General features: G+C 54.5%; 29 protein-coding genes and 2 tRNA genes. 14 read left to right on the forward strand and 17 right to left on the reverse strand.

Going from position 1 to position 26,281, the window contains the following annotated elements:
- Window positions 1–4 precede the first annotated feature (4 nt).
- The 3 genes from ACYAC5_RS08860 to ACYAC5_RS08870 all read right to left on the reverse strand — a co-directional run bounded on the left by ACYAC5_RS08860 (window position 5) and on the right by ACYAC5_RS08870 (window position 1,669).
- Window positions 5–81 (reverse strand) — tRNA-Val (locus ACYAC5_RS08860).
- A 3-nt stretch (window positions 82–84) separates the two neighbouring features.
- A tRNA-Val gene (locus ACYAC5_RS08865) sits at window positions 85–161 on the reverse strand.
- A 134-nt stretch (window positions 162–295) separates the two neighbouring features.
- Window positions 296–1,669 (reverse strand): MATE family efflux transporter, encoded by a 1,374-nt coding sequence (locus ACYAC5_RS08870; protein WP_222233545.1) that lies wholly within the window; start codon window positions 1,667–1,669, stop codon window positions 296–298.
- A 197-nt stretch (window positions 1,670–1,866) separates the two neighbouring features.
- Here ACYAC5_RS08870 and ACYAC5_RS08875 point away from each other — a divergent pair, with 197 nt between their 5' ends.
- The gene (locus ACYAC5_RS08875; protein ID WP_101764552.1) at window positions 1,867–2,511 is read left to right on the forward strand and encodes a riboflavin synthase subunit alpha; all 645 of its coding nucleotides are present in this window, start codon (window positions 1,867–1,869) and stop codon (window positions 2,509–2,511) included.
- A gap of 51 nt (window positions 2,512–2,562) precedes the next feature.
- Here the strand turns inward: ACYAC5_RS08875 and cfa are convergent, their stop codons facing one another.
- Entirely contained in the window at window positions 2,563–3,711 is a 1,149-nt protein-coding gene (gene cfa / locus ACYAC5_RS08880) for a cyclopropane fatty acyl phospholipid synthase (RefSeq protein ID WP_110866031.1), read from the reverse strand.
- Between the two features lie 302 nt (window positions 3,712–4,013).
- Window positions 4,014–5,216: a purine nucleoside transporter PunC gene (punC, locus tag ACYAC5_RS08885; protein WP_210081603.1), complete on the reverse strand. Its 1,203-nt coding sequence runs from the start codon at window positions 5,214–5,216 to the stop codon at window positions 4,014–4,016.
- A 110-nt stretch (window positions 5,217–5,326) separates the two neighbouring features.
- Here punC and punR point away from each other — a divergent pair, with 110 nt between their 5' ends.
- Entirely contained in the window at window positions 5,327–6,238 is a 912-nt protein-coding gene (punR, locus tag ACYAC5_RS08890) for a DNA-binding transcriptional activator PunR (RefSeq protein WP_101764625.1), read from the forward strand.
- On the opposite strand, the gene purR is transcribed toward punR, so the two are convergent.
- Window positions 6,235–7,260: an HTH-type transcriptional repressor PurR gene (gene purR / locus ACYAC5_RS08895; protein WP_101764549.1), complete on the reverse strand. Its 1,026-nt coding sequence runs from the start codon at window positions 7,258–7,260 to the stop codon at window positions 6,235–6,237. The two genes, punR and purR, sit on opposite strands and share 4 nt — an antisense overlap.
- 274 nt (window positions 7,261–7,534) lie before the next feature.
- On the opposite strand from purR, the gene cydH reads away from it, so the two are divergent.
- Window positions 7,535–7,624 carry a cytochrome bd-I oxidase subunit CydH gene (cydH, locus tag ACYAC5_RS08900; RefSeq protein ID WP_007892756.1) on the forward strand — a complete coding sequence of 30 codons (90 nt, stop codon included), beginning with the start codon at window positions 7,535–7,537 and terminating at the stop codon, window positions 7,622–7,624.
- Between the two features lie 56 nt (window positions 7,625–7,680).
- On the opposite strand, the gene ACYAC5_RS08905 is transcribed toward cydH, so the two are convergent.
- Complete coding sequence (locus ACYAC5_RS08905; protein ID WP_110866033.1) at window positions 7,681–8,472, reverse strand: C40 family peptidase; 792 nt, start codon at window positions 8,470–8,472, stop codon at window positions 7,681–7,683.
- Window positions 8,473–8,836: 364 nt separating this feature from the next.
- Between ACYAC5_RS08905 and ACYAC5_RS08910 the strand changes: the two genes are divergently transcribed.
- The gene (locus tag ACYAC5_RS08910) at window positions 8,837–9,172 is read left to right on the forward strand and encodes a Grx4 family monothiol glutaredoxin (protein ID WP_175501675.1); all 336 of its coding nucleotides are present in this window, start codon (window positions 8,837–8,839) and stop codon (window positions 9,170–9,172) included.
- A 35-nt stretch (window positions 9,173–9,207) separates the two neighbouring features.
- Here the strand turns inward: ACYAC5_RS08910 and rnt are convergent, their stop codons facing one another.
- The 5 genes from rnt to eptA all read right to left on the reverse strand — a co-directional run bounded on the left by rnt (window position 9,208) and on the right by eptA (window position 13,913).
- The gene (rnt, locus tag ACYAC5_RS08915; RefSeq protein ID WP_110866034.1) at window positions 9,208–9,876 is read right to left on the reverse strand and encodes a ribonuclease T; all 669 of its coding nucleotides are present in this window, start codon (window positions 9,874–9,876) and stop codon (window positions 9,208–9,210) included.
- Between the two features lie 107 nt (window positions 9,877–9,983).
- Entirely contained in the window at window positions 9,984–10,391 is a 408-nt protein-coding gene (gene gloA / locus ACYAC5_RS08920) for a lactoylglutathione lyase (protein ID WP_462062847.1), read from the reverse strand.
- Window positions 10,392–10,492: 101 nt separating this feature from the next.
- Entirely contained in the window at window positions 10,493–11,590 is a 1,098-nt protein-coding gene (gene nemA, locus ACYAC5_RS08925; protein ID WP_462062848.1) for an N-ethylmaleimide reductase, read from the reverse strand.
- Between the two features lie 49 nt (window positions 11,591–11,639).
- Window positions 11,640–12,236 carry a TetR/AcrR family transcriptional regulator gene (locus ACYAC5_RS08930; protein ID WP_101764545.1) on the reverse strand — a complete coding sequence of 199 codons (597 nt, stop codon included), beginning with the start codon at window positions 12,234–12,236 and terminating at the stop codon, window positions 11,640–11,642.
- A gap of 39 nt (window positions 12,237–12,275) precedes the next feature.
- Window positions 12,276–13,913: a phosphoethanolamine transferase EptA gene (gene eptA, locus ACYAC5_RS08935; RefSeq protein ID WP_462062849.1), complete on the reverse strand. Its 1,638-nt coding sequence runs from the start codon at window positions 13,911–13,913 to the stop codon at window positions 12,276–12,278.
- Between the two features lie 228 nt (window positions 13,914–14,141).
- Between eptA and ACYAC5_RS08940 the strand changes: the two genes are divergently transcribed.
- The 4 genes from ACYAC5_RS08940 (at window position 14,142) to ACYAC5_RS08955 (ending at window position 16,546) form a co-directional block, all read left to right on the forward strand.
- Window positions 14,142–14,381 (forward strand): DUF1289 domain-containing protein, encoded by a 240-nt coding sequence (locus ACYAC5_RS08940; RefSeq protein ID WP_008110296.1) that lies wholly within the window; start codon window positions 14,142–14,144, stop codon window positions 14,379–14,381.
- 71 nt (window positions 14,382–14,452) lie between these two features.
- Window positions 14,453–15,349 carry an aldo/keto reductase gene (locus tag ACYAC5_RS08945; protein WP_192411934.1) on the forward strand — a complete coding sequence of 299 codons (897 nt, stop codon included), beginning with the start codon at window positions 14,453–14,455 and terminating at the stop codon, window positions 15,347–15,349.
- A gap of 80 nt (window positions 15,350–15,429) precedes the next feature.
- Window positions 15,430–15,948: a superoxide dismutase family protein gene (sodC, locus tag ACYAC5_RS08950; protein WP_101764542.1), complete on the forward strand. Its 519-nt coding sequence runs from the start codon at window positions 15,430–15,432 to the stop codon at window positions 15,946–15,948.
- Between the two features lie 130 nt (window positions 15,949–16,078).
- A complete protein-coding gene (locus tag ACYAC5_RS08955) occupies window positions 16,079–16,546 on the forward strand; it encodes a hypothetical protein (RefSeq protein ID WP_101764541.1) in 468 nt (155 codons plus the stop codon).
- Here the strand turns inward: ACYAC5_RS08955 and ACYAC5_RS08960 are convergent, their stop codons facing one another.
- The 3 genes from ACYAC5_RS08960 to ACYAC5_RS08970 are packed head-to-tail and all read right to left on the reverse strand — an operon-like array spanning window position 16,547 to window position 19,655.
- Window positions 16,547–18,547, reverse strand: a complete 2,001-nt coding sequence (locus ACYAC5_RS08960; protein ID WP_192411932.1) for an FUSC family protein — start codon at window positions 18,545–18,547, stop codon at window positions 16,547–16,549.
- A gap of 7 nt (window positions 18,548–18,554) precedes the next feature.
- Window positions 18,555–19,412 carry an efflux RND transporter periplasmic adaptor subunit gene (locus tag ACYAC5_RS08965; protein ID WP_192411931.1) on the reverse strand — a complete coding sequence of 286 codons (858 nt, stop codon included), beginning with the start codon at window positions 19,410–19,412 and terminating at the stop codon, window positions 18,555–18,557.
- 6 nt (window positions 19,413–19,418) lie between these two features.
- Window positions 19,419–19,655 carry a DUF1656 domain-containing protein gene (locus tag ACYAC5_RS08970; protein WP_008110284.1) on the reverse strand — a complete coding sequence of 79 codons (237 nt, stop codon included), beginning with the start codon at window positions 19,653–19,655 and terminating at the stop codon, window positions 19,419–19,421.
- A 151-nt stretch (window positions 19,656–19,806) separates the two neighbouring features.
- Between ACYAC5_RS08970 and slyA the strand changes: the two genes are divergently transcribed.
- Window positions 19,807–20,244 (forward strand): transcriptional regulator SlyA, encoded by a 438-nt coding sequence (gene slyA / locus ACYAC5_RS08975; protein WP_007892783.1) that lies wholly within the window; start codon window positions 19,807–19,809, stop codon window positions 20,242–20,244.
- Window positions 20,245–20,284: 40 nt separating this feature from the next.
- On the opposite strand, the gene slyB is transcribed toward slyA, so the two are convergent.
- A complete protein-coding gene (gene slyB / locus ACYAC5_RS08980) occupies window positions 20,285–20,752 on the reverse strand; it encodes an outer membrane lipoprotein SlyB (protein WP_462062851.1) in 468 nt (155 codons plus the stop codon).
- A 275-nt stretch (window positions 20,753–21,027) separates the two neighbouring features.
- Between slyB and anmK the strand changes: the two genes are divergently transcribed.
- From anmK to pdxY, 5 genes are all read left to right on the forward strand, one after another.
- Window positions 21,028–22,149, forward strand: coding sequence for an anhydro-N-acetylmuramic acid kinase (anmK, locus tag ACYAC5_RS08985; protein ID WP_462062852.1), 1,122 nt, complete (start codon window positions 21,028–21,030; stop codon window positions 22,147–22,149).
- Between the two features lie 9 nt (window positions 22,150–22,158).
- The gene (locus ACYAC5_RS08990) at window positions 22,159–22,488 is read left to right on the forward strand and encodes an MliC family protein (RefSeq protein ID WP_192411930.1); all 330 of its coding nucleotides are present in this window, start codon (window positions 22,159–22,161) and stop codon (window positions 22,486–22,488) included.
- 20 nt (window positions 22,489–22,508) lie between these two features.
- The gene (pdxH, locus tag ACYAC5_RS08995) at window positions 22,509–23,165 is read left to right on the forward strand and encodes a pyridoxamine 5'-phosphate oxidase (RefSeq protein ID WP_101764536.1); all 657 of its coding nucleotides are present in this window, start codon (window positions 22,509–22,511) and stop codon (window positions 23,163–23,165) included.
- A gap of 139 nt (window positions 23,166–23,304) precedes the next feature.
- On the forward strand, window positions 23,305–24,579 hold the full coding sequence (tyrS, locus tag ACYAC5_RS09000) for a tyrosine--tRNA ligase (RefSeq protein ID WP_192411929.1): 1,275 nt from the start codon (window positions 23,305–23,307) through the stop codon (window positions 24,577–24,579).
- A 56-nt stretch (window positions 24,580–24,635) separates the two neighbouring features.
- Entirely contained in the window at window positions 24,636–25,496 is an 861-nt protein-coding gene (gene pdxY / locus ACYAC5_RS09005) for a pyridoxal kinase PdxY (RefSeq protein WP_192411928.1), read from the forward strand.
- Between the two features lie 113 nt (window positions 25,497–25,609).
- Here pdxY and gstA read toward each other — a convergent pair whose 3' ends face one another.
- The gene (gene gstA, locus ACYAC5_RS09010; protein ID WP_192234504.1) at window positions 25,610–26,215 is read right to left on the reverse strand and encodes a glutathione transferase GstA; all 606 of its coding nucleotides are present in this window, start codon (window positions 26,213–26,215) and stop codon (window positions 25,610–25,612) included.
- Window positions 26,216–26,281 lie beyond the last annotated feature (66 nt).

A 26,281-nucleotide genomic window follows, 5' to 3' on the forward strand; every position in this document is an offset into this window, starting at 1 on the left:
AAATTGGTGCGTCCGAGTGGACTCGAACCACCGACCCCCACCATGTCAAGGTGGTGCTCTAACCAACTGAGCTACGGACGCACTTGGTGCGCTCTAATGGACTCGAACCATCGACCCCCACCATGTCAAGGTGGTGCTCTAACCAACTGAGCTAAGAGCGCAACACGCTGTCAGGGCGACAGCGGGGACGAATATTAACGGCAGGCCGTGATGCTGGCAAGGGGAAAAAGTGTTTTTCCCCTACGACTGACCAGCAACTGTGCTATGCGTCGTTTTTTTCGCCGTTACCAGCCACTTAGCGCGCAGCGCGCGCCAGGATGACCTGCGCAGGCAGGCGCTGCAAACGACGGATGCGCCAAATCATCATCACCGCTGCGGAGGTCAGGCCGATAATAAAGCCACACCAGAAACCGGCGGGACCCAACTTCGGCAATACCCAATCCGTCATCGCCAGTACATAACCCACCGGCAAACCCAGCACCCAGTAGGCGATAAAGGTGATGAAGAAGATCGAGCGCGTGTCTTTATAACCGCGCAAGATACCGCTGCCAATCACCTGAATTGAATCTGAGAACTGATAAATCGCCGCCAGCAACATTAGCTGTGCCGCAAGGGTAATGACTTCTGGATTTGCCGTGTACAGGCCAGCGATATCGTGACGGAAAATCACGGTAAACAGTGCGGTGATGGCCGCCATGCTGATGCCGACGCCTTGCCCGGTCCACGCAGCAACGCGCGCCTGTTCGGCCGAACCTTGTCCCAGCCGATAGCCAACGCGAATGGTAGTGGCGACGCCGAGCGACAGCGGCAACACGAACATCAGCGAACTGAAGTTGAGTGCAATCTGGTGTCCGGCCACTTTCACGATACCGAGCGGTGATACCAACAGCGCCACCACGGCAAACAGCGTCACCTCAAAGAACAGCGCCAATGCCACCGGCAAACCCAGCGTGAACAGGCGTGACAAAATCGCACGTGACGGTGCAGACCAGCGCGTTTTCATACGGATGTCGCGCATGCTTGCCATGCGTTTCACCCAGAAGCGCATCACCAGGAACATCACCCAATAGACCGATGCCGTCGCCACGCCGCAGCCGACGCCGCCTAAGGCCGGCATACCAAAATGGCCGTAAATGAACACATAGTTGAGCGGAATGTTCACCATTAGGCCGAGGAAGCCGAGCAGCATCGCCGGTTTGGTTTTCGACAAACCTTCGCATTGGTTGCGCATCACCTGGAACAGCAGGTAACCCGGTGCGCCCCACAGCAACGCATGCAGGTATCCTTCGGCTTTGGCGGCCAATTCAGGATCGATATCATGCATGGTGTTAATCAGATAACCGGCGTTCCACAGCACCACCATAATCAGGAGTGCAACACCGATTGCCATCCAGTATCCCTGGCGTACTTGTTCCGCGATACGTTCGCGTCGTCCTGAACCGTTGAGTTGCGCAACGGTAGGCGTCAAAGCCAGTAGAAGACCATGACCAAACAGAATGGCGGGAAGCCAGATAGAGGTGCCGACAGCGACGGCGGCCATATCCGTGGCGCTTACCGCACCGGCCATAACAGTATCTACAAATCCCATCGCAGTCTGGGCCACCTGAGCAAGGATGACGGGGATCGCGAGGGCCAGCAATTGACGCGCTTCGGTAAAATACTTCTGCACGTTACACCTGCTTAATTAATGAAGAGAGCGGGGCGAAATCCCCAAAGAATGCGCGCACAGTGTAGCGGCAGCGCTGGCTTCCGCCAAACGTTGATCGCATTTTGTTTAGCAATTTGTGTAAAGTTTGAACTCCGCCAAATTAAGCTGCCGCCGACAAGCTGTGATAAACTGACGCAAACTTTGCAGAGGCTAAGATTATGTTTACTGGAATTGTGCAAGGCACGGCAGAAATTGTCGGCATTGAAGAGAAAGATCTGTTTCGTACCCATATTGTGCGCTTACCGGATGACCTGTTACCGGGACTGGCGCTGGGCGCATCGGTAGCCCACAACGGCTGCTGCCTGACTGTGACCGAGATTAATGGCGATCGGGTTAGCTTCGATCTGATTAAAGAAACATTGCGCATTACCAACCTGGGTGAATTACAGGTCGGGGATGTAGTGAATATTGAGCGTGCAGCGAAGTTCAGTGATGAAATTGGCGGCCATTTAATGTCTGGCCATATTATGACCACGGCGGAAATCTGCAAAATCATCCAGTCAGAAAACAACCGCGAAATCTGGTTTAAATTACAGGACGCCACGCAGATCAAATATATTCTGCATAAAGGTTTTGTGGGTATCGACGGAATTAGTTTGACCGTTGGCGACGTTACCAAAAGCAAGTTCTGTGTGCATCTGATTCCGGAAACGCTGGAGCGCACCACGTTAGGCGCGAAGAAGTTTGGTCAGAAGGTCAATATTGAGATTGATCCTCATACGCAGGCCATTGTGGAAACCGTTGAACGCGTATTAGCGCAGCGTGAAGCCGCTGCACTGGCGCAGATTGCCAGCGCAGAATAATGGCGCTAAAAAAGGCGCCCTGCGGCGCCTTGATTTATTTCTGTAAGCTCATTAACGCGCTACGCGTAATCCGCCGTCCTTGCCACGACTGAATACTACCTGCCACAGCTGAATATCACGGGCACGAAACGCACCGGCGCAGGCGTTGAGATAATAGTCGAACATTCGTTTAAAACGTTCGCCATATTTCTCAGCCAGCTGCGGCCACGCCGCCTGAAAACGTTCATACCAGGCCATTAACGTCGTATCGTAATCTGCGCCAAAGTTGTGCCAATCTTCCATGACGAAATGTGGCTCACTGGCATCAGCGATTTGACGGACCGACGGCAGACAACCGTTCGGGAAGATATATTTATCAATCCACGGATCGACATTCATATCCGTTGTGAGGGCACCAATGGTGTGCAGTAAAAATATGCCGTCTGGTTTGAGATTGCGGTCAGCAACATCAAAATAAGTGGCATAGTTTTTCGGCCCGACATGTTCAAACATTCCGACAGAAACAATGCGATCATATTGATTATTCAGGTCGCGATAGTCCTGCAGTAAAATAGTGACATCCAGTCCTTCACAGCGTTGTTGTGCCAGTTTTTGTTGCTCTGCAGAAATAGTGACGCCATGCACCGTGACGCCATAATGGCGTGCGGCATATTCCGCCAGTCCGCCCCAGCCACAACCGATATCCAACAGCGTCATGCCCGGTTCAAGTTGTAACTTGCGGCAAATCATATCCAGTTTGGCCTGCTGCGCGTTTTCCAACGTATCAGCATCTTTCCAGTAGCCGCAGGAATATTGCATATAGGGGTCAAGCATCAGTGAGAATAGATCATTACCCAGGTCGTAATGCTCTTTACCCACAATCCAGGCGCGTTTTTTCGATTGCAAATTAGTAAGACGCGCGGCCGCGATGCGCAACGTATCTTTAAAATGCCGCGGTAATTGTTTATCCAGATGGTGTTTTAAAACGCGATGGAAGAACATATCAAGCTGTTCGCACTCCCACCAACCATCCATGTAACTTTCACCTAATCCGAGCGATCCTTCCTCGAGCACGCGTTTAAAAAAATCTGGATGCTTTACCTGAATATCCCAGGGACGAGTGCCATTAACTGCAATATCAGCACGCTCTAGCAGTTCATTGACGATCCGAAACCAGTGGTTTTCTTCAAGGCTCACTTCTTCTATAACAGATGAACTCATAGCTTCTCCATCACCTTCCGATCTGAACCTGAGAAAAAGAATAGCCAATTTCCCAAGACCTGTGAGAGAACTCACGGAAAATCCGTGCGCCAGAAATCCGACGTTTTACAGAGGCATGAATTTGAATAGAAAAGTTGGACGCCGCACTGGAGTATCGTGCAGACGCCATCCCGCGACAGTGTCGCTAAAGGTATTACATTTATATTATTGATTTAATACAGAATTACTGACCCACTGAGTATATGCTCACGCGGGTCAATATTCAACGGGTTATCGTTAGTTTGCTAACGAAAAGCGTTGGCTTAGAGATTATCTTCGCAGGGACGGGAAGTGTGGGCAATATCACTTTGTGCGTTTGCCGATCGCTGGCAGACAAAGCCCACCCACGCCAGTACCACGGTGGCCACCATCACTAATGTGGTGTTGAACAGCGCCTGCTCAAGGCCGGCGGAGACCAGCAGGCTGGCGACAAAGCACAATCCTAACTGGAATAAATTCTGTAATCCTGCCGCTTTACCGGTGGCGTGCGGGAAGGGCGCTAATGCGCTGGCCACCACAATCGGATAGATCGCGCCATTGGCCAGCGCCATGCCGCAGAAGGGCATCAGCAGCACAAACAGCGGCGCTGAAGGCATCAGGGCGATGACAAACAGACTTAGGATGCTCAGACTGTACAGCACCAGCAACCACGGCAGCAGTTGCGCGCCCTGATAACGATTTAACAGCGCGCGGCAGCCAAAGCCGCCAATCAGAAACGCAATGGTCTGCGGAATATAGCTCAGGCCAATATCGCCCGGCGTCAGGCCAGCTGCGGCGAGAATGAAAGGTGAGCCCGTCAGCCACGCGAAAAAGCTCGCCGAACATGCCGAATAGATTAAGACGTTACCGCTGTAGACGCGGGTACCTAGCAAAGTCAACCAGCCGGGTTGTTTGCCTGAGGCGACTTTCTCGCGCTTAGGTGAGGTTAACTGCAGCGTACCGATCAGCAACACTACGGCAACCAGCGTCAGCGTGATAAAGATGCTGCGCCAGTGGAAGTGGCCGATCAGCCAGGCGCCGAGCAGCGGTGCCAGCGCCGGAGACAGCGCAACCAGCGGCATAATCGTTGCAAACACTTTATTGGCTTTCGCTTTTGGGTAGTGATCCACCACCAGCGCCTGCCAGCTTACGGCAGCCGCACACACGCCAATCGCCTGCATAAAACGCAGCGCCAGCATCAGGCGGACATCGGTCACCCACAGCATTCCCAGACAACCGAGGGCGAAGATGGCAAGGCCCGCCAGCAAAATCGGCTTACGTCCATAACGATCTGATAGCGGTCCCCAAAATACCTGGGCACAGGCAAAACCGCCGAGAAACAGACTCAGGCTGGCGCTGATGGTGCCGGGTGCGCTAGCAAAATCACGCTGCATATCGCCAAAGGCGGGCAAATACATATCCGTGGCAAGAAAGCCGAGCATGCTGAGCACGGCGAGATAAGGCATAAATGCTTTAGACGACAACATGTTGATTCTCTTTTGGGCAGGGTGAACGCCGGGGAGTGTAAAAGGATGCGGCGCGCTTTGTGAAACGCTAATATTTGCATGGTGCTGTTAAAATTTTTGAAGGCAAATTTATGTGGTCAGAATATGCGCTTGAAGTGGTGGATGCAGTAGCGCGCACCGGCAGTTTTAGCGCGGCAGCGCAGGAACTGCATCGCGTGCCCTCTGCCGTCAGTTATACTGTGCGCCAGCTGGAAACCTGGCTGGCGGTGCCGCTGTTTGAGCGCCAGCATCGGGAAGTGGTGATGACAGCGGCGGGCGAGCATTTTGTGCGGGAAGGCCGATCTGTTATCAAAAAAATGCTGGCCACTCGCCGACAGTGTCAGCAACTGGCAAATGGCTGGCGCGGCGAGTTGAGCATCGCGGTTGACTGCATTGTAAAACCGCAGCGCACGCGACAGTTAGTGAAGGACTTCTATCGCCATTTTCCCGATATGGAGCTGATTATCAGCTACGAAGTGTTCAACGGCGTGTGGGATGCGTTGGCTGATGGTCGGGTGGATGTGGCGATTGGCGCAACCCAGGCCATTCCGGTGGGCGGACGTTTTGCCTTTCAGGATATGGGCGCGCTGAACTGGCGTTGTGTGGTGAGCCCTGATCATCCGCTGGTTAACAGCAAGGAGCTGGATGATGAAACCTTGCGGGCGTGGCCATCGCTGGTGCTGGAAGATACCTCGCGTGCGTTACCGCGCCGTATGACATGGACGCTGGATAATCAGCGGCGGTTGGTGGTGCCAGAGTGGGAAACCGGGATGGATTGTTTGCTGGCAGGATTGTGCGTCGGCATGGTGCCTGGCCATTTGGCGCGTCCACTGCTGGACAGCCAAAAACTGGTCGAGCTGGCGCTACCGCAGGCGTTTCCGGACAGTCCGTGCTGCGTCAGCTGGTCAGAACAGCGCGCGTCACCGGCGCTGGCGTGGTTACTGGCTTATCTCGGGGATGCGGAAACGCTGAACCACGAATGGCTCAGCGAAGTGTCGGCTTAGCGGCGGTAGTCGCGGAACGGACCGTACGCCACCGAACGGCGTTCAATCAGCGTTGGTTGGACTTCGATAGTTTGCGGATCTTCGCGCTTGCTGGTGATGCGATCCAGCAGCATCTCCAGCGCTTTTTCGCCTAGTTCAGCTTTCGGCTGGTGCACGGTGGTGAGCGCTGGTGTGAAATAGCGCGCGTTGCGCACGTTATCGTAGCCAATCACCGAGATATCCTGCGGTACGCGCAAACCCATCTCATCAGCAGCGCAAATCGCGCCCATCGCCATGATATCGCCACCGCAGAACACCGCGGTTGGACGCTGTTTCTGATTTAAGATCTGTTGCATCGCCAGATAGCCCGATTCAGGCTCAAAGTCGCCCTGAACCACCCACTCGGGACGCACCGTAATGCCCGCTTCGTTCATTGCCTGCAGGAAGCCAGCATGACGTCCACCGCCGGTGTTGCGCTCCATTTGGCCAGGAATGGCACCGATATCGCGATGGCCACGTTCAATCAGATAACGCCCGGCGAGATAGCCGCCCTGAAATGCATTGTCCTGCACGGTATCGGTGAAATCACCGCGTGATGCACCCCAATCCATCACCACCATGGGGATATTGCGGTTCTCTTCCAGCATCTGCAGCAAATCGTCTGGATATTCCGAACACATCACCAGCAGACCATCGACGCGCTTTTGCGCCATCATCGACAGGTAAGCGCGCTGCTTTTGCAGATCGTTGTGCGCATTGCCGAGAATCAGCGTATAGCCGCGTTCGAAGCAGCGATTCTCCACCGCTTCGATAATTTCAGCGAAGTAGGGCGCTTCGCTGGAGGTCGCCAGCAGACCCAAGGTTTTAGTGTGATTGACTTTGAGACTACGCGCCACGGCACTCGGCGAGTAGTGTAATTCTTTGATCGCTTCCCATACGGCGTTACGCGTCTCTTCCGCAACGAAACGCGTTTTGTTGATGACATGCGAAACCGTGGTGGTTGAGACACCCGCGCGTTTTGCGACATCTTTAATTGTTGCCATGAAAATGGTGCTCCTGGGCTTATCGCAACTTACTGATAAGTATATTGTTAAACGTTTGCGTCTGCTAATGCTTTTACAGCCCAAAAAAGCGGGCAAAACGGCATGTTCAAGCAGGCAAAATCACTTCATCACGCTGTAATTACAGCCTGCGCAAAATCTGTTGCGCAACGAAAGGCGGCGATTCTAGCAAGCTGGCGCGGATAACACGAGATTTTTGCCTATTGCTATGCGAAAATCGTCTTAACCCTAATAATTGTGCGACTAAGGAGTTGTGATGAATACCGACCTGAAGCTGGCGCTAATGACCACTGTTGGCGCACTGTTGATGATTATCGCTTTCAGCTTTACCGCGATCATGCACTAACAAAAAAGCCGGAGCTGACAACAGCATCCGGCTTTTTTATTTCTGTTGCGCAACAACTAGCGAATGGTTTTTGGCGTCATCATACGACGCGCGCCCACATAGTGTTTCTGCCAGTAATCCTCACCCAATGCGCTAATCTGAATATCTTTGCCGGTACGCGGCGACTGAATGAATTTGCCATTGCCAAGATAAACGCCGACATGGTCGGCGGTACCGCGATTGTTGATGCGGAAGAACACCAGATCGCCTTTCTCCAGCATTTCACGCTTAATCGGTGCCGCATCACGCAGGTGATACATCTCATTGGCGGTGCGTGGCAGTTTGAATTTCACCAGATCTTTATAGGCGTACCATACCAGGCCGCTGCAATCGAAACCAGTGTGTGGCGAAGCGCCGCCCCACTGATAAGGTTTGCCGAGTTGACCCATTAATTTGGTCATCGCCGTTTCACGCGCTTTTTGATAACGCTGACGGTGCGCTTTACTCATTTTGATGCCGGTCAGCGCTAACGCTTCATCATCGACGGCGATCTCGGGCGTTTTCTTCGCTAAACGTTGATGACCGTATTTCTTAGCAGAGAGTTTCAGCGGGGATTTTTTGCTGGTGGTTTTGTGCAGCGCGATGTCTGTTTTGCTCTGTTTTTTGAGCTTGAATTTTTGAACAGCGGTCAGACGCGATTTTTTGGTGGTGGTTTTTACCGGACGTCGTTTGCGGCGCTCGTCTTCACGTGCGCTCTTTTTCTCTGCTTTAAGCGAACTGGCGTTAACGGGCGCATGCGGAGATGCAGCGGCCACATTAAAGAACAGTTGGGCAAAAGCCAGTATGAAAAGCGTAATTAGTAGACGCATAATCCGATTACAGGTTAAGCAGGCTGAATCATAGCAGACTGCATTAAAGTGAGAGAAATCTGATCAAGTGACCAGCGCCGAGGCAATTCTAATCCACTTTTTTTACAAAAGGTAAGGCCTTTTTCTATTAATATGTTACCAGATTGATTCTGTAGCAAAAATGAGCGATTTCAGCTGGTTAACACAGCGAAATTATTGCTAATTATTAATTTATTAATGCCAATTAATGATATGAAAATGTTATTTGTCATGCGTTAACTTAACAAACATGGCGATTAGCCAGTGCAAACGCAAAATCCCGTTTTCAGTCCGGGAGCGAAATCGCTACAATAAACAAACACGAAGTAGAAGATTAAGGAAGGCAATAATGAGTACTGTTGAAAAAATTCAGCGTCAGATCGCAGAAAACCCGATTCTGCTGTACATGAAAGGTTCGCCAAAGCTGCCAAGCTGTGGTTTTTCGGCGCAAGCCGTGCAGGCGCTTTCTGCGTGTGGCGAGCGTTTCGCTTACGTGGATATTCTGCAGAACCCGGATATTCGCGCTGAAATGCCGAAATACGCTAACTGGCCAACCTTCCCGCAGCTGTGGGTCGACGGTGAACTGGTCGGCGGCTGCGACATCATCGTTGAGATGTTCCAGCGCGGTGAACTTCAGCCACTGCTGAAAGAGACCGCTGAGAAGTATAAAGAAGCGGAATAATGCAGAAGGCCGACACATGTCGGCCTTTTCTTTAGTTACCCGGCAGACGCCTCATCTGCGGATTCTTCACTAAAAGCCAGCGGCCAGCCGCCCAGGCGTTTCCAGCGGTTCACCAACTCACAGAACAGCGTCGCGGTTTGCTCGGTGTCATACAGCGCCGAATGCGCTTGCGTGCTATCAAACTCCATTCCCGCCGCTTTACAGGCTTTCGCCAACACGGTTTGCCCCAGCACTAAACCGCTCAGTGCCGCGGTATCAAAAGTGGCAAACGGGTGGAACGGATTGCGCTTCAGGCTGGCGCGCTCGGCGGCCGCCATCACGAAGTTGAGATCGAAAGTGGCATTGTGCGCCACGATAATGGCGCGATTGCAGCCGCTATCTTTGGTGCCTTTGCGCACCATTTTAAAAATCGCGTGCAGGGCTTCATATTCACTTACCGCACCGCGCAGCGGATTGGTGGGATCGATGCCGGTAAACGCCAGCGCCGCAGGATTCAGAATGGCGCCTTCAAACGGTTCCACATGGAAGTGCAGCGTTTCATCGCGGTGCAACCAGCCGTCTTCATCCATTTTCAGCGTGGTGGCTGCAATTTCCAGCAGTGCATCGGTTTGTGCATTGAAACCCGCGGTTTCAACGTCGATCACAACAGGATAAAAACCGCGGAAGCGTTGGTGGAGAGCGTTTAAAGCGTTCGATTCAGACATCAGGATCTCATGGCAATAAATAGGGCAGCGCGCATTATGGCAAAAATCGCAGGAGGGTGCAGCAGGAGAGGGAAGTCAGCCTGCAAATAGCAGGCTGACGAGCAACCTTAGTTGCCTAAGCCGTGACCGGCATGTTTGTTTTCAATCAGCTCGATTTTGTAACCGTCTGGATCTTCAACAAACGCAATAATAGTCGAACCGCCTTTTACCGGGCCCGCTTCACGCGTCACGTTGCCGCCTGTGCTGCGAATGCGTTCGCAGGTGTCAGCGACATTGTCCACGCCCAGCGCGATATGGCCGTAAGCGTTGCCGAGATCGTATTTATCCACGCCCCAGTTGTAAGTCAGCTCAATCACCGCGCCCTCGCTCTCTTCGGTGTAGCCAACGAATGCCAGGGTGTACTTATACTCGGTGTTTTCGCTTTGACGCAGTACGCGCATGCCGAGCACGCGGGTGTAGAAATCGATTGAACGTTGTAAATCGCCAACGCGTAACATGGTGTGAAGTAAACGCATAACATCCTCTTTTTTTAAAACGTCATCAGTGCATGACAAGCAACTTAGTATAGACACTGATGAAATAACGCTGCCGCCTATCCGCCGCGGCAGCCATTTTCTTACAGGGTTGGATAATCGGTATAACCTTCCGCGCCGCCACCGTAAAAACTCTCAGGACGCTGCGGATTGAGTGGCGCATCCTGCTGCAGACGGGCAACCAGATCCGGGTTGGCGATAAAGTCGCGACCAAAGGCCACGGCGTCAATCAGGCCGCGCGCAATCAGATCGTCGGCTTTCTCAACGGTGTAAGCGCCGGCACCGATGATCACGCCAGGGAACAGGGCACGCACTTTTTCACGGAATGCATCGCTGTAAGGCTGTCCGCCTGCCCAGTCTGGCTCAGAAAGGTGCAGATAGGCGATGCCGCGTTTGCCCAGCTCGGCGATATACCACAGCGCCGCTTTTTCTTCTTCCGGGCCATTGTCCAGATTCTGGAAAGCACCGATTGGCGAAACGCGGATACCAATACGATCGGCAGACCAGTTGGCGATCGCCGCATCCACCACTTCCAGCGCGAAACGGCCACGCTTTTCAATCGAACCGCCGTACTCATCGGTACGCTGGTTTGAGCCTGGTGCGAGGAACTGGTGCATCAGATAGCCGTGCGCGGAGTGCAGCTCCAGCAGGTCGAAATCGGCTTCGCGCGCATTGGCGGCGGCCTGACCAAAATCTTTTACGATTTGCTGAATTTCAGCCACTGACAACTCGCGTGGCACGGAGGTGTCTTCACGATAAACAGAACCATCCGCGGCGCGCAGGGACGTGCGCGTACCTGCCGCCAGTGCGGATGGGGCGACCGGCGCTTTGCCTTCGGGCTGCACGCTGTTATGAGATATGCGGCCGGTGTGCCACAGTTGTACAGCGCTGTGACCGTTGGCGGCATGAATGCCTTCGTTAATCACTTTCCACGCGGCAATTTGCTGCTGTGTGTGCAGACCCGGCGCACCGGCATAGCCTTTCGCCTGGAAAGAGATCTGGGTGGCTTCGGTGATGATCAAACCGGCACTGGCGCGCTGTTGATAATATTCTGCCATCAGCGGCGTAGGGATATCGCCCGGCTCAATGCTGCGCAGACGCGTCAACGGGGCCATGAAAATGCGGTTCGGTACGGTAATCGCGCCCACTTTAAGTGGGGAGAACAGCTGCTTACTCGCCATATTGATTGCTCCAGGAAGACCGGTCGTCTAGTAAATGGGGTTTTAAAAATCAGTGACTTATCAGCCACTGTTCGATGGTGTCGAGTGCCAGGCTAATCGGGCCCGGCTCTCGGGAAATCTTGCTCTGCAAACTGGCTCCGAGCCACAGCAAGTAGCAGCGCTGCGCCAGCTGCTGCGGCGTTTGCCCAAACGGCAGCGGCTGCTCAGCCGCCACCTCAGTCAAACAGCGCGTGTAGGCAGCGATAATGGCGTTGGCACCCTGTTGCAGTGCATCGCGCATCGGCTCAGAGAGATCGCACACTTCGGCTGACAACTTTACGCCAAGACAGCCAACAATATGACCTTGCTCGATAAACAGCCGTTCGCCATAGCGGAAATGCGCTAATAGGCGCTCGGTCGGCGTTAAATCGGGCAGACTCAACTGCTGATCAATCTGCTGCTGGAAATGGCTGAAGTAGCGCTCAATCAGCGCCACACCAAAGGCCTCTTTTGAACCAAAATAGTGGTAGAACGAGCCTTTAGTGACTTCCGCCAGCGCCAGCATCTCGATCAAACCCATGCCGGTAAAGCCGCGCTGTAAACAAACCTGCTCGCCAATAGCGAGCAGGTGTTCACGGGTATCGTTGCGTTGCAGAGTCTTATTCATGGGGGGCAGGTTATTAGACCAGTCAGTCTAACGCAACCCTCAGGCGGCAGTTTGGCACGATCTGATCATGTCTAGCTGCGGCTGATACTGCTGCGTCTGGATATTGAACATGCCTAAAACCGTATGGAAAAGATTATCTTGCGAAACCTTGGCGTCAGCCGCTTGCTGGCGTAAACAGGTATCATTGATGTGGTACGCCGCCGCGTATCCCGGTGACATCCACATCAGCAGAGGAATGTGTGTTTGCTGCGCAGGCGCAAACAGGTAAGGCGCGCCGTGCAGATACATCCCGCTCTCGCCAAGCGATTCGCCATGATCGGAGAGATAAACCAGCGCCACATTGAAGCGATCGCTTAGGCCTTTAAGCTTATCGATGGTGCGGCTCAGCATGTCGTCGCTATACAGCAGCGAATTATCGTAGGTGTTCACCAGCGCCTGATGATCGCAATCCTGAATCTGCTTGCTGTCGCAGGTGGGCGTGAAACGGCGGAACTCAGCCGGATAACGCTGATAATAGGCTGGGCCGTGGCTGCCCATCTGATGCAGCACGATAATGCCGTCGTTGTGCAGGCTGGCAACATAGTTATCAAGACGATGCAGCAACACCTCATCCTGGCAAAAACCATCGTGACAATATTGCGGCAGTTTCCACTGCGTCATATCGGTGTGCGGCACGCGGTCACAGGCGCCTTTACAGCCACCATCATTTTCGCGCCACAGTACGCTTACGCCCGCATGGGCGAGGATGTCGAGTACGCCTTCCTGATGGTGCGCCAGATTGGCGTTGTAATGCATGCGAGGCATATTCGAGAACATACAGGGCACCGAAATGGCGGTTTCTGTGCCACAGGAACTGGCGTTGGGATAGTAAATTACCTGCTGTTTTTTCAATTCTGGATTGGTCTCTCGCGCGTAACCACCCAACGAGAAGTTCTCGGCGCGCGCCGTTTCGCCTACCACTAACACCACCAGCGTTTTTTTAGTCGCTGTGGAGATTAACGGACCTTTGTGTGCATCTTCACCGATTTTCACCAGCGCCTGGCTACCTTGCAGATAGCGTTGATCGACATAGTGGCCGGTGCCGCTGACGATATTGGCCGGGGTAATCATCTTGATCAGATTTTTATTATTGCGAATCAGCGAGGCGTAATCTTTGTAAAACAGCGCCGCCATCAGCAGTATCACCAATATTGCGCCCAGTGCGCCCGTCAGGCGTTGTAGCAGATTCCACCACCAGCGCGGTCCACGACGAATACGCACGCCGCAAATCAGCGCCACCGGCACTATCCCCATCAATAACATCCAGAGTAGATAGCGGCTGCTGAACAACGCTGAGGCTTCCTGCGGGTCGGATTCAAAGACATTTTGCATCATATTGGTGTCGATCACCGTGCCAAAACTGTGCATGAAGTAATTGGCGGCGGCGCTGACGAACACCAGCACAATCAGCAACGGCTTGCGCAGATAAGGCCAGGCAGCAAGCGAGAAAAGAAAATAGAAAGCCGAGGCGAGCACCAGCGGAATACTGGCGGCGAACAGATAATCGTGGAACTGATCGTAAGGGATCATTTCCCATGCACGCAGCAAGAACAGGGCATTTAAAACTAGTGCGAAGAACAGCGCAGCAATAAGGTTAAATCCGCTGGTGCCGCACTGCAGGGTGGTCGGGAATCTCATGAAAACTCAACGGTAAGAAGTCGTGTGACAATCGTATGAAGACAAGCTGAGGAAAACCTTAACCAAGAGTAAACATAAACCATCCAAATCCGATAAATGCTGGCTATTTGGTAAACAGGCGTAACCAGACGCCGTAATGGCTTGATTATGCGCAATGGGCGTCTACGCTTTGCACAATGTCATTAAGCTGTTATCAATATGATATGAGATGTTAATTGCGGAGTGGATGTGGCCGAGCAACTTGAGTTCTTCCCCGTTCCCAGCCCGTGTCGTGGTATTTGCCAGAGTGACGCGCGTGGCTATTGTCGTGGCTGTTTACGCAGCCGGGAAGAGCGCTTTAACTGGATGAAATTCAGCGATGCGCAAAAGCGCGATGTGCTTCGCTTGTGCCGGCAACGCTTTTTGCGCCTGCAACGGCAGCAAAAAGTGGATGAAGATCATGATCCACAACAACCGGAACTGTTTTAAGAAAACGATGATTTGCCTTTCCGTTATACTCCCGCTTTCGTCATCTGGAACCGTGTTTAGGGAGTTTAACCATGTTACAAGCGCAGGCTATTGCACCGCAGGGACCCTCATTTTCACCGCTGATCGCCGGTTACTGGCGTTTAATGGAGTGGGGCATGACGCCGCAGCAAGTGGTGCAGTTTATTGAGCACCATTTAGCGCTGGGCATCACCACCGTCGATCACGCCGACATCTACGGCGATTACCAATGTGAAGCCGCCTTTGGTGCCGCGCTGCGCCTCGCGCCAGGGTTACGTGAGAAGCTGCAAATCGTCACCAAATGCGGCATTGCGACGCGCGCAAAGCCTGAGCACCGCATTGGACACTACATCACCGAAGCCAGCCACATTCTGCACAGCGCCGAAAATTCGCTGCGCCATTTCCATACCGATTACCTCGATTTGCTGTTGATTCATCGCCCGGATCCGTTGATGGACGCGGATGAAATCGCAGAAGCCTTTACGGCGCTGCATCAGAGCGGCAAAGTACGCCATTTTGGCGCCTCCAACTTCACCACCTCGCAGTTCACGCTGCTGCAATCGCGTTTGCCGTTCAGTCTGGTCACCAATCAACTGGAGATCTCTCCGCTGGAGCAAACGTCGCTGCTGGATGGCTCACTCGATCAGTGCCAGCAAAATCGCATTCGCCCAATGGCGTGGTCATGCCTCGGCGGCGGTCGCCTGTTTAACGATCCGCATTATCAGCCGCTACGCGATGAGCTGGAGCTGGTGAAGCAGGAGATCGGCGCCAGCAATATCGAGCAGGTGGTGTATGCATGGGTGATGAAACTGCCAAGCCGTCCGCTGCCGATTATTGGATCAGGTAAAATCGAACGTGTAAAAGAGGCGGTTGGCGCGTGCCAATTGACGCTGGATCGTCAGCAATGGTTCCGCATCCGTAAAGCCGCCATCGGCTACGATGTGCCCTAAAGCGTAAAGCTGCGTCAAATTACGGCAGCCTGGATGAAAGCAGTCCAGGCTTAGAGGGAATCTAACCGTAAGGAGACGTTATGAAGAAAACCCTCATTGTTATGCTGGCTCTGGCCTGCGCCGCGGGTGCGCAGGCGGCGTCAGAAGAAGTCACGCTGCATGAAACCACGGCGCAAGGCATCGGGGCAGCGATTGGCACCGTCACGCTTAGCGAAACGCCATACGGTGTGCAATTTACCCCAGCGTTAAGCGGCCTGAAACCCGGCATTCATGGTTTCCACGTCCATGCTAAAGGCAGCTGTGAACCGGGCGAGTCGGACGGTAAAACGGTGGCGGCCGGTGCGGCGGGCGGACATCTCGATCCGCAAAAAACCGGCAAGCATCTTGGCCCGTATGCCGATGGTCACCTTGGCGACTTACCCGCGCTGTTTGTAACAGAAGATGGCAAGGCGACGTATCCGGTCGTTGCGCCACGCATCAAATCCCTGAGTGAAATCAAAGGTAAAGCCTTGATGGTGCATGTGGGCGGCGATAATCATGCCGACCATCCGCAACCGCTTGGCGGCGGCGGGGCGCGTTTTGCCTGCGGCGTAATTTAATGCTTTGGGCGGCAGCAGCTTGTCGCCCCCCTTTCCTCACGCTGAAAAAAGTTGACCCATTTTCTTGCTACTCTCCGCGGTTTTTCCATCCTATGATATTGATTCAGGAATAAAACCTTCAGGGGCAGAAATGAAAGCGCGTGGGATGATGTTGTTATGTTTATTGCTGGTGGGATGCGATCAACCCAACGACACACAGCTGCGTTTAGATGCCAGTCGACAACTGCAACGCACCATTGATACCAATCCGCTGCGCGTCGGCTGTGAGAAAATTGCGCGTGGCCGTGAATGGCTGACCCAGCACACCCTTCATCGGCTCGAAGCCAATGGCTGCGAAAATGTCTTGCGCAGCGCCACCGAAACCAACTTCACCCACAGCGAAACTTATCGTCATGCGATGACAGTGGTGTGCGGCGGTATTCAGGGCAAAAGTTTCACCGGCACCACTTTGTATCGCCGCTTTATCTACTCTTCAGAAGAGAAGGCGCTGGTGATTGAACCGATGTCCGATCAGGATAAAACCCGCTTTGAAGGACAGAAATCGCTGCAGCAGTTGCAGGATGATTTTAATCGTCAAACCACGCAATATTGCCAGTAATCAATCCGGTACCGCCTGCGCTAACTGGGCCAGTGAGCAGCGCAGTCGCCACAAAATGCCCGCCAGCGTATTGGCTTCGCTCTCCTGTTGCTGCTGCAGTTGCTCAATCAGGGTTTCCAGCTCATCCAGCGTGGCCTGCAGCGCGGTGTGATGCACCCCGCGCAGACTTATAATTCGTTGCAGATCCTGCAGGCTGCTATCACGCATTTGCCTGAGCGTAGCCGACGTCGGCTGCCATTGGCGCAGCTGCCAGACAATGTGGGAACAGTTCAGTAACACCACGCCCCAGCGCAGCAGCCAGACGCGCGCTTGCTCGTCACGACTATTACTGAGCTGGCTAATATGATGATAAATCTGTGATTCGAAATGGCTTTCGCTCAGGCGCGGATGGCGGCGAAGCTGATCGAGAAACGCATGGCGCAGGGCACGAATATGCCGACGACTGCGACGCGCATCGGAACTGGGACGCAGCACCTGAAACGCCAGCCACGCCAGCATTACGCCGCACACCTTGGCGATATTGTCATTGAGGAAGCTTTGATAATCCCAGTCCGGCGGATTGGTGACGGCGATAAAGGATCCCATAAAAACAATGAATTGCCCCCACATCCCGGCGCGTTTCTTCTGCTGCAGTTTGAACAACTGCAAGGTGAGCAGCAGCGGGAATAGCACCAGTAAAAACTGCCACAGCGCGCTGATTTGCACCATCAAACCGAACTGCAGCACAAAGCTAAACAGCGACAGCCACAGCAAGGTTTTCAGCAACAGCGAGACGCTGCCACTGGGCGAGGGCGCGGAGGAGTAAAGCACGCAGGCGATGGCGGTAAGCGTCAGGGCGGCGGCACCGGAATCCCATTGCGTGGTGATCCAAAAGGCGCAGCCCAGCATGATGACGCTGAAGGTGCGCAGCGCGCTCCAGCCGGCTTCAGCACTGTCGCTTTCGCGCGCCAGCGAGGGCGCATACGGCGGCTGAAAACGGGTATCGGCATCGGCGCGTTCAATCAGGCGAATCCAGCGATTCACATTGAGATACACCCAGCAGAAATAACGCAGTCGCTGGACGAAGGCGCGTTGACGGTAATCACCGGTTGCTGATGGCGTGATGCCACGCAGAATCAGCGCCAAACGGTATTTGTCGCACTGCGGCTGCGCCAGTTCCTGCAACAGTTTGGCCATGGCGTCGTAAAGTTCGGGTGGCGCATCGGGCCAGTTCAGCAACATGCGGCGCAGGCTTGAGAGTACGCTGGTGAGACGCAACTGCTGGTGCAGCACATAGTTCAGCACGTTGTTCTGGCGGCGGAAGCGATAGTGGCTCCAGAACGCCTGAATGCGCAGCAGGTTCATGGTGAGAATCTGGCTAATGACATTCTCATGGGCGGTGCGCACGTTATCGGTGCTGCTTTGCTGCAGTAATAACACCGCATGATCCAGCAAACGCGCGTGCATCTGACGCAGTGAACTCATCAGCGCGTTGCCATCTGAGGTGCTAGGCAGAATCATCATCATCAATCCGGCACACAGGATGCCGGAGATCACTTCGCACACGCGCGCCTGGGCGATATCCCACAGCTGAGTGACATCGGTGATGTTGACGCTGCTAAAAGCGATGATGGCGGCGGTATAACCCGCCAGCGAAAACGCGTAGGCCACGTTATTTTGATAGTGATTGGCGATCCAGGTACAGAACGCCAGCCACCCGGCCATGAAAAAGGCAAACAGCCAGGGTTCGTTCAGCGTGTGTCCGGCGATCAGCAGCGCGGCGCTGGCACCGAGCAAACTGCCAACGATGCGCCCCAGACTTTTACTGATGGCGCCGCCGACGGTGGGAAAACTCACCACCGCCGCCGAGGTCATGGCCCAGTAAGGTTGATCGAGTTGCAGCGCATAGGCGATGGTCAAGGCGAGACACATCGCGATGCCATTACGCAGCGCGTAGCGCCACTCGCCCCAACTTGCTTTTATCCATGGCAGATTTTGCCAGGCCAGCCACTGAAAATTCATCACAACCTCAGTGGGCGATGGAGATGGTGCAGGTGGTGCCCGCCACCAGCGGCACGCCTTCCGGCAACGCGTCTAAGCGAATACGCACCGGCACGCGCTGCGCCAGGCGCACCCACGGCACGTTAGGCTTGATATCCGGCACCAGCCCGCCATCGCTGGCGACGCTTTGGTCATAAATGGCGCGTCCGATACTTTCCACTGTACCCTGCAAGCGTGCGCCGTTGCTGTACAACACAATTTGCGCGGCTGCGCCGGGCTGAATATGGCGCAGCTTAGTCTCTTCGAAATAGCCCATCACGTAGTAAGAGTGGCTGTCGACCAGCGCAAACAGTGGCGTACCGGCGCTGGCATAGTTGCCGGTGCGCAGCGTCAGGTTGCTGATCCAGCCATCGGTGGGCGCGGTAATGGTGGTTTGCTCAAGATTCCAGCGTGCCTGATCGAGGCTAGCCTGCGCCGCTTTTGCCGTCGCTGCGGCAGCATTGGCGGTTAAGCGGGCGGCATCCATATCTTCCGCTGAAATAACGTTGCGCGGCAGGCTGGCGCGGCGATTGGCTTCATGCTGCGCTTTGGCCAGATCGGCCTGCGCTTTAGCCAGTTGGGCTTCGGCGTTGGCCTGCGCAATTTGCCACGGCACCGGATCGAGCTTCAGCAGCACATCGCCTTTATGCACGAACTGATTGTCGCGCACTTCCAGAGCGATGATGCGACCGGACACTTCCGGCGTGATATCCACCAGCTCGGCGCGCACTTTGCCGTCACGCGTCCATGGCGATTGCATGTAGTAATTCCACATCCACCATCCGGCAAGCAGGGCCAGCGCAAAAATCACCAGGGTTGAAAAATACTTAAAAGGGTTGAATTTCATAGTGATTTATCCGAGGCTCAGTAACCACAATGCGCCAGCGACGCACAGTACAAACAGGGAAAGGTCCATCAAGGTGGGATGCCAGACATCGCCAGAGTAGATCCAGCCGCGTATCAGCGGGTGAATCAACAACCAGAAAAAGAAACCGAGTAACACCGCTTTAAACAGCGGCGGAAAAAACAGCGACGCACCGAACACCAGGTCGGTAAGCGGCGCGCTGGGGGAAAAGGCGGTTAGGGACACGTGTCATCATCCTTTTTGACCGGGAATCATCTAAATAGCGCGTAGACGGCAAGCGTATATGCAGGCCTGGTATTTGTAATTTGCCAGGTAAACTCGCAGAATAGTGTAAAATCTGGCTTAATAGCTAGCAAGCTAATTATAAGGAGATGCAATGGATACGCCCTTGGGAACCGATCTGTCTCGTCTGGTGCGCATTTGGCGCGCGTTAATCGATCAGCGTTTAAAACCGCTTGAGTTGACACAAACACACTGGGTGACGCTACACAATATTCATCAACTCCCGCCAGAGCAGTCTCAAATTCAGCTGGCCAAAGCGATCGGCATTGAGCAGCCTTCACTGGTGCGCACGCTGGATCAGCTGGAAGAGAAAGGATTGATCACCCGCGCGACCTGCGCCAACGATCGTCGCGCCAAGCGCATCAAGTTGACCAAGCAGGCTGAGCCAATTATCGAGCAGGTTGAGAATGTAATTGATGCCACGCGCGATGACATTCTTTCCGGCATCAGCCTGGAGGAGATCAATCAGATGGTGACGCTGATTGCGCGGCTGGAAAAAAACATTCTTGAGTTTCATAACCGCGAGAAATAAAAAAACCGACGCCAGGCGTCGGTTTTTTTTATCTGTTCGCTTAACGTGGCGAAACGGTAACCTGGCTGCCGTTTGACGCCATCACGACGCGCTGGCCAACCGAGTAACGGGTGGCAGCTTGCTTCTGCACCACCATGATGGTGTTGCCATCATCCTTGCGGATTTCCAGCTCGACACCGTCAGATTTGTTGACCGCACCCTGAACGCCCTGACCGGCTACGCCACCGAGTACCGCACCGCCAGCGGTTGCCAGACTGCGACCGCTGCCGCCGCCAATGGTGTTACCGAGGAAACCGCCCAGTACTGCACCACCAATTGCGCCAATCACGTTGTTTTCATCGCCGCCCTGGATTTTCACCGGACGAACAGAAACCAGCGTGCCATAGGAAACACTTTGTACTTGTTTAGCTTCGCTGGCGCTGTAAACGTCACCGGAAAGGGTGCTGTCGTTGGCACAACCTGCCAGAGTTAAGCCGGTCAACGCCACGGCTAAAAAACGCTTAATCATCAGAACGCTCCTTAATGCAAAAAAACGCCATGTTTCTCATCCTGTACTGCACAGAGTATAAGACAGAAAACTGGCAAATGACGCTAAGTCCGTATAAAACGCGGCTGGGGCGAAGCATAGACCATCGTCCCTCAACAAAAATTCAATTACCCAACGAAAATATTTCTGAGCTGGAATGCACTGTGCAGTGACGCTGAAAAGCGGAATTTTATCATAGAATTAGACCCGGTAATTTGCCAGGCTTAAGCCAGACGATGTTAAGGGAGTGAACCGCTATGAAATCAGGACGCTATATTGGCGTGATGTCCGGCACCAGCCTTGATGGCGTGGACGTGATACTGGCGGCCATTGATGGTCAAATGGTGGCGCAGCAGGCCAGCTATTGTCATCCCATCCCGCAGGAATTGCGCCAGCAGGTGCTGGCCATTTGTCAGGGGCAAACCTTGACGCTGTCGCAGCTCGGGCAGCTGGATACGCGGCTGGGCAAGCTGTTCGCCGAGGCGGTTTTAACCTTGATGCACCAGCAGTCGCTGGAGGCCAGCGACATCATGGCGATTGGCTGCCACGGACAAACGGTGTGGCATGAGCCGCAAAGTGATGCGCCAAATACGCTGCAAATTGGCGATAACAACCAGATCGCGGCGGCAACCGGCGTCACGGTGATTGGGGATTTTCGTCGCCGCGACATGGCGCTCGGCGGGCAGGGCGCGCCGCTGGTGCCGGCTTTCCATCAGGCGTTATTAATGGACAGCGCTGAGCGCCGCATGGTGCTGAACATCGGCGGCATCGCTAATCTGTCACTGCTGATCCCCGGCCAGCCGGTACGCGGTTTTGATACCGGGCCGGGCAATATGCTGATCGATGCGTGGATTTGGCGCAATAAAGGTTTGCCGTACGACAAAGATGCCGCCTGGGCGCGCAGCGGACAGGTGGTTCCAGCGCTGCTGGAGTTGATGCTCAGCGATCCGTGGTTTGCCCTGCCGCCGCCAAAAAGCACCGGGCGCGAATATTTCAATCTCAGCTGGATCGAGCAGCAGTTGCAGCGTTTCCCGGCGCTGGCGCCACAGGATGTACAGGCTACGCTGACCGAGCTGACGGCGTTAACCATTGCGCAGCAGGTGCAGCTCAACGACGGTTGCGATCGTCTGTTGGTCTGCGGTGGTGGCAGCCGAAATCCACTGCTGATGGCGCGGCTGGCCACGCATCTGTCGGGAACGGAAGTCGGTACCACCGACGAAGCGGGCATCAGCGGTGATGATATGGAAGCGCTGGCCTTTGCGTGGCTGGCGTTTCGCACATTAAATGGGTTACCGGGCAACCTGCCAGCGGTAACGGGCGCGCGGGACATGAGCGTATTGGGCGCAATTTACCCCGCCAATCCCCGACTTGGTCGTTAAGAGGTAAAAATGAAAAAAATAATGATGATACTGAGCAGCGTGGCGCTATTAAGTGGCTGCGGCATGATGCATAAGCAGGAAGAGGCGCCGCAACAGCTGCGCTATCAGTGCGGGACTTTGCCGCTGACGGTCACTCAGGATAACGCGAAGCAGCAGGTGAGCTTTATTCTGGATGGTAAGCCTCTGACGCTGGCACAAACGGTGTCGGCCTCTGGCGCGCGCTACAGCGACGGCACTTACGTCTTCTGGTCAAAAGGCAATGGCGCTTTTGTTGAACGTAATAACAAAATCGTGATTAATGATTGTGAATTGCAGAACGCGGATACCTCCGTTCAGTAAACGTGAGAAAGAGAAACAGCATGAGCGACAGTGACAGCTTGCAACATATTGCCCATCTGCGTCGTGAATACACCCGCGGCGGGCTGCGACGTAAAGATCTGCCCGATAACCCTTTGGCGCTGTTTGAGCAGTGGCTGCAGCAGGCCTGCACCGCGCAGTTGCCGGATCCGACGGCAATGACGGTCGCCACCGTTGACAGCAGCGGCCAACCTTATCAGCGCATTGTGCTGCTGAAGCATTACGATGAGCAAGGCATGGTGTTCTATACCAATCTCGGCAGCCGCAAGGCGCTGCAGCTGGCAGAGAATCCGCGTATTTCGCTGCACTTTCCATGGCACTTCCTTGAGCGTCAGGTGATGGTGCTGGGCGAAGTGGAAAAACTGTCGCCGCTGGAGGTGCTGAAGTACTTCAGCAGCCGCCCGCGTGATAGCCAGATTGGCGCATGGGTGTCGAAGCAATCAAGCCGCATCTCGGCGCGCGGCGTGCTGGAAGGCAAGTTCCTCGAACTCAAACAGAAATTCCAGCAGGGCGACGTGCCGCTGCCGAGTTTCTGGGGCGGCTACCGTGTCAGATTCCACACCGTGGAGTTCTGGCAGGGCGGCGAACATCGTCTGCACGATCGCTTCCTCTACCAGCGTAATGACAATGGCTGGTCGATTGACCGTTTAGCCCCGTAAAACTGCGTTTTATCCCCTTTCAACGCTGGCGCAGTTGGCGTCAGCGCTTTATGCTATAGCCCTCTTTTTTTTCGTCTCCGCACGTCAGCGGAAAGCTGTGTACCAGCCTAGGTGCAGTCTGATCAATTTGGAGTCAGTGATGACCAGCAGTAACCTGATACAACAATTGCAAGAAAGGGGCTTAGTCGCCCAGGTAACGGATGAAGAAGCGTTAGCAGAGCGACTGGCGCAAGGGCCAATTGCACTCTATTGCGGCTTCGATCCTACCGCTGATAGCTTGCATTTGGGCCATCTGGTGCCGCTGCTCTGCCTGAAACGTTTTCAGGATGCCGGACACAAGCCGGTCGCGCTGGTGGGTGGTGCCACCGGTCTGATTGGCGATCCCAGCTTTAAAGCAGCAGAACGTAAACTTAACACCGCTGAAACCGTTGGCGAGTGGGTGGATAAGATCCGCAACCAGGTCGCGCCTTTCCTCAGCTTCGATTGCGGCGACAACAGCGCGATTGCATCGAACAACTACGACTGGTTTGGCGGCATGAACGTGCTGACCTTCCTGCGCGACATCGGTAAGCACTTCTCTGTGAATCAGATGATCAACCGCGAAGCGGTGAAACAGCGTCTGAACCGCGAAGATCAGGGCATCTCTTACACCGAGTTCTCCTACAACCTGCTGCAGGGTTATGACTTTGCGGAGCTGAACAAGCGTCACGATGTGGTGCTGCAGATTGGCGGTTCCGATCAGTGGGGCAACATCACTTCCGGTATCGATCTGACGCGTCGTTTGCATCAGCAGCAGGCGTGGGGCTTGACCGTACCGCTGATCACCAAGTCTGACGGCACCAAGTTCGGTAAAACCGAAGGTGGCGCAGTGTGGCTGGATGCGAAGAAAACCAGTCCATACAAGTTCTACCAGTTCTGGATCAACACTGCGGATGCCGACGTATATCGTTTCCTGAAGTTTTTCACCTTCATGAGCATTGAAGAGATCAATGCGCTGGAAGAAGAAGACAAAAACAGCGGCACAGCGCCACGCGCGCAATACGTGCTGGCTGAGCAGGTGACGCGTCTGGTGCACGGCGAAAGCGGCTTAACTGCGGCAAAACGCATCACCGAGAGCCTGTTCTCCGGCAGCCTGAGCGCGATGACCGAAGCGGACTTCGAGCAGCTGGCGCAGGACGGCATGCCAACCATCACGCTGACGGCAGAAGACGATTTGCAGCAGGCGCTGGTGGCGGCTGAGCTGGTGCCATCACGCGGCCAGGCTCGCACCATGATCGGTTCTAACGCGGTATCGCTGAATGGCGAAAAACAGTCAGATGCGGAGTACCGTTTCAGCGACAGCGATAAACTGTTTGGACGTTTTACGTTGTTGCGTCGCGGTAAAAAACATTACTGCCTGATTAACTGGCAGTAAGCGTTCAGGGCCGGCTTCCGGCCCTTTTTTATGGCAAGACAGCAGTACAGGGCAAAATGAAAAATATTCTCGCAATTCAATCTCACGTTGTTTACGGACACGCCGGTAACAGCGCTGCCGAATTCCCGATGCGCCGCATGGGCGCAAACGTTTGGCCGCTGAATACCGTGCAATTTTCTAATCACACTCAATATGGACACTGGACCGGCACCGTGATGCCCGCCACGCATTTGACCGACGTCGTTAAAGGCATTGCGGCAGTTGACCGCCTGAAAACCTGTGATGCGGTGCTGAGCGGCTATTTGGGATCGGCGGAGCAGGGCGAACAGATTCTGGAGATCGTGCGTCTGGTGAAAGAAGCCAATCCGCATGCGTGGTTCTTCTGCGATCCGGTGATGGGCCATCCGGAGAAAGGCTGCATCGTGGCGCCGGGCGTGGCGGAGTTTCACTGTAAAATGGCGTTGCCCGCCAGTGACATCATCGCCCCGAACCTGCTGGAGCTGGAGATGCTCAGCGGCCATGAAGTGGCCAACGTCGAGCAAGCGGTGGTTGCGGCACGAGAACTGATTAGCAAAGGCCCGAAAGTGGTGCTGGTGAAACATCTGGCGCGTGCCGGACGTCGTAGCGATCGTTTTGAGATGCTGCTGGTGACCGCCGATGAGTGCTGGCACATCAGCCGTCCGCTGGTGGACTTTGGCGTGCGTCAGCCGGTTGGCGTGGGCGATCTCACCAGCGGTCTGCTGCTGGTCGATCTGCTGCACGGCAAGTCGCTGCAGGATGCGCTCGAGCACATCACCGCGGCGGTTTATGAAGTGATGCTGAAAACCCACGAAATGGGCGAGTACGAATTGCAGTTGGTGGCCGCGCAGGATGCGATTGCCAAGCCGACACAGCATTTCGCCGCTGAAAAGCTGTAAATTCCCCGTGAGGTGCGCAGTCCTGCGCACCTGCCATTCAGCTCACCATGAATGACGATCCAACGATCTGGGGCGTACGCACTGATAGCGACCCGACGAAGAATAGCGCCGGATTAAACCAAACCTTCCGCCTTCAATGCCGCCTGCACCGCTGGGCGCTCTGCAACCCGATTAAACCAGGCTTCCAGCGCATCCAGCCCCGCTAAATCCAGCTTGATGGCTTTAGCCCAGCGCGTCACCACGAACAGATACACATCGGCAACGGTAAAGCGTAATCCCAGCAGCCACTGTTTATCCTGCAACGCCTCATTCACCTGCTGATACTTTTTCTCCAGCTGCGCACGGGCAATGGTTTTGTACTCTTCCGGCGTATCCGGACGGAACAGCGGGCTAAAACTTTTGTGCAGTTCGCTGCTGACAAAACTCAACCACTCCAGCGTGTGATAGCGCGTCAGGCTGCCGGTCGGTGCCAGCAGGTGGCGATCCGGCTTAAGATCCGCCAGATATTGTACAATCGCCACGCCTTCGGTCAGGATGCTGCCATCGTCAAACTGCAGCGCCGGCACTTGTCCTTTCGGGTTAATCTGCCAGTAATCTTCTCCCTGCTCGGTCACTTTCTTCTGCAGGTCCACGTTCACCTGGGTGAAGTCGAGTCCGCATTCCAGCGCGACAATATGCGGTGATAGCGAACAGGCACCGGGCTTACAATAGAGTTTCATCATGGCTTCTCCTTAAGTGTTGTGGTGATCAAAGCAGTATAAGTCTGCCAGGGATATTTACCCGTG

This window comes from Pantoea sp. y20 (assembly GCF_054903455.1).

Excerpts from the sequence above, each read along its gene's own strand:
- ACYAC5_RS08875 (WP_101764552.1), top strand. The coding sequence starts at position 1,867 with ATGTTTACTGGAATTGTGCAAGGCACGGCAGAAATTGTCGGCATTGAA.
- cfa (WP_110866031.1), bottom strand. The coding sequence starts at position 3,711 with ATGAGTTCATCTGTTATAGAAGAAGTGAGCCTTGAAGAAAACCACTGG.
- punC (WP_210081603.1), bottom strand. The coding sequence starts at position 5,216 with ATGTTGTCGTCTAAAGCATTTATGCCTTATCTCGCCGTGCTCAGCATG.
- punR (WP_101764625.1), top strand. The coding sequence starts at position 5,327 with ATGTGGTCAGAATATGCGCTTGAAGTGGTGGATGCAGTAGCGCGCACC.
- purR (WP_101764549.1), bottom strand. The coding sequence starts at position 7,260 with ATGGCAACAATTAAAGATGTCGCAAAACGCGCGGGTGTCTCAACCACC.
- cydH (WP_007892756.1), top strand. The coding sequence starts at position 7,535 with ATGAATACCGACCTGAAGCTGGCGCTAATGACCACTGTTGGCGCACTG.
- ACYAC5_RS08905 (WP_110866033.1), bottom strand. The coding sequence starts at position 8,472 with ATGCGTCTACTAATTACGCTTTTCATACTGGCTTTTGCCCAACTGTTC.
- rnt (WP_110866034.1), bottom strand. The coding sequence starts at position 9,876 with ATGTCTGAATCGAACGCTTTAAACGCTCTCCACCAACGCTTCCGCGGT.
- gloA (WP_462062847.1), bottom strand. The coding sequence starts at position 10,391 with ATGCGTTTACTTCACACCATGTTACGCGTTGGCGATTTACAACGTTCA.
- nemA (WP_462062848.1), bottom strand. The coding sequence starts at position 11,590 with ATGGCGAGTAAGCAGCTGTTCTCCCCACTTAAAGTGGGCGCGATTACC.
- ACYAC5_RS08930 (WP_101764545.1), bottom strand. The coding sequence starts at position 12,236 with ATGAATAAGACTCTGCAACGCAACGATACCCGTGAACACCTGCTCGCT.
- eptA (WP_462062849.1), bottom strand. The coding sequence starts at position 13,913 with ATGAGATTCCCGACCACCCTGCAGTGCGGCACCAGCGGATTTAACCTT.
- ACYAC5_RS08945 (WP_192411934.1), top strand. The coding sequence starts at position 14,453 with ATGTTACAAGCGCAGGCTATTGCACCGCAGGGACCCTCATTTTCACCG.
- sodC (WP_101764542.1), top strand. The coding sequence starts at position 15,430 with ATGAAGAAAACCCTCATTGTTATGCTGGCTCTGGCCTGCGCCGCGGGT.
- ACYAC5_RS08955 (WP_101764541.1), top strand. The coding sequence starts at position 16,079 with ATGAAAGCGCGTGGGATGATGTTGTTATGTTTATTGCTGGTGGGATGC.
- ACYAC5_RS08960 (WP_192411932.1), bottom strand. The coding sequence starts at position 18,547 with ATGAATTTTCAGTGGCTGGCCTGGCAAAATCTGCCATGGATAAAAGCA.
- ACYAC5_RS08965 (WP_192411931.1), bottom strand. The coding sequence starts at position 19,412 with ATGAAATTCAACCCTTTTAAGTATTTTTCAACCCTGGTGATTTTTGCG.
- slyA (WP_007892783.1), top strand. The coding sequence starts at position 19,807 with ATGGATACGCCCTTGGGAACCGATCTGTCTCGTCTGGTGCGCATTTGG.
- slyB (WP_462062851.1), bottom strand. The coding sequence starts at position 20,752 with ATGATTAAGCGTTTTTTAGCCGTGGCGTTGACCGGCTTAACTCTGGCA.
- anmK (WP_462062852.1), top strand. The coding sequence starts at position 21,028 with ATGAAATCAGGACGCTATATTGGCGTGATGTCCGGCACCAGCCTTGAT.
- ACYAC5_RS08990 (WP_192411930.1), top strand. The coding sequence starts at position 22,159 with ATGAAAAAAATAATGATGATACTGAGCAGCGTGGCGCTATTAAGTGGC.
- pdxH (WP_101764536.1), top strand. The coding sequence starts at position 22,509 with ATGAGCGACAGTGACAGCTTGCAACATATTGCCCATCTGCGTCGTGAA.
- tyrS (WP_192411929.1), top strand. The coding sequence starts at position 23,305 with ATGACCAGCAGTAACCTGATACAACAATTGCAAGAAAGGGGCTTAGTC.
- pdxY (WP_192411928.1), top strand. The coding sequence starts at position 24,636 with ATGAAAAATATTCTCGCAATTCAATCTCACGTTGTTTACGGACACGCC.
- gstA (WP_192234504.1), bottom strand. The coding sequence starts at position 26,215 with ATGAAACTCTATTGTAAGCCCGGTGCCTGTTCGCTATCACCGCATATT.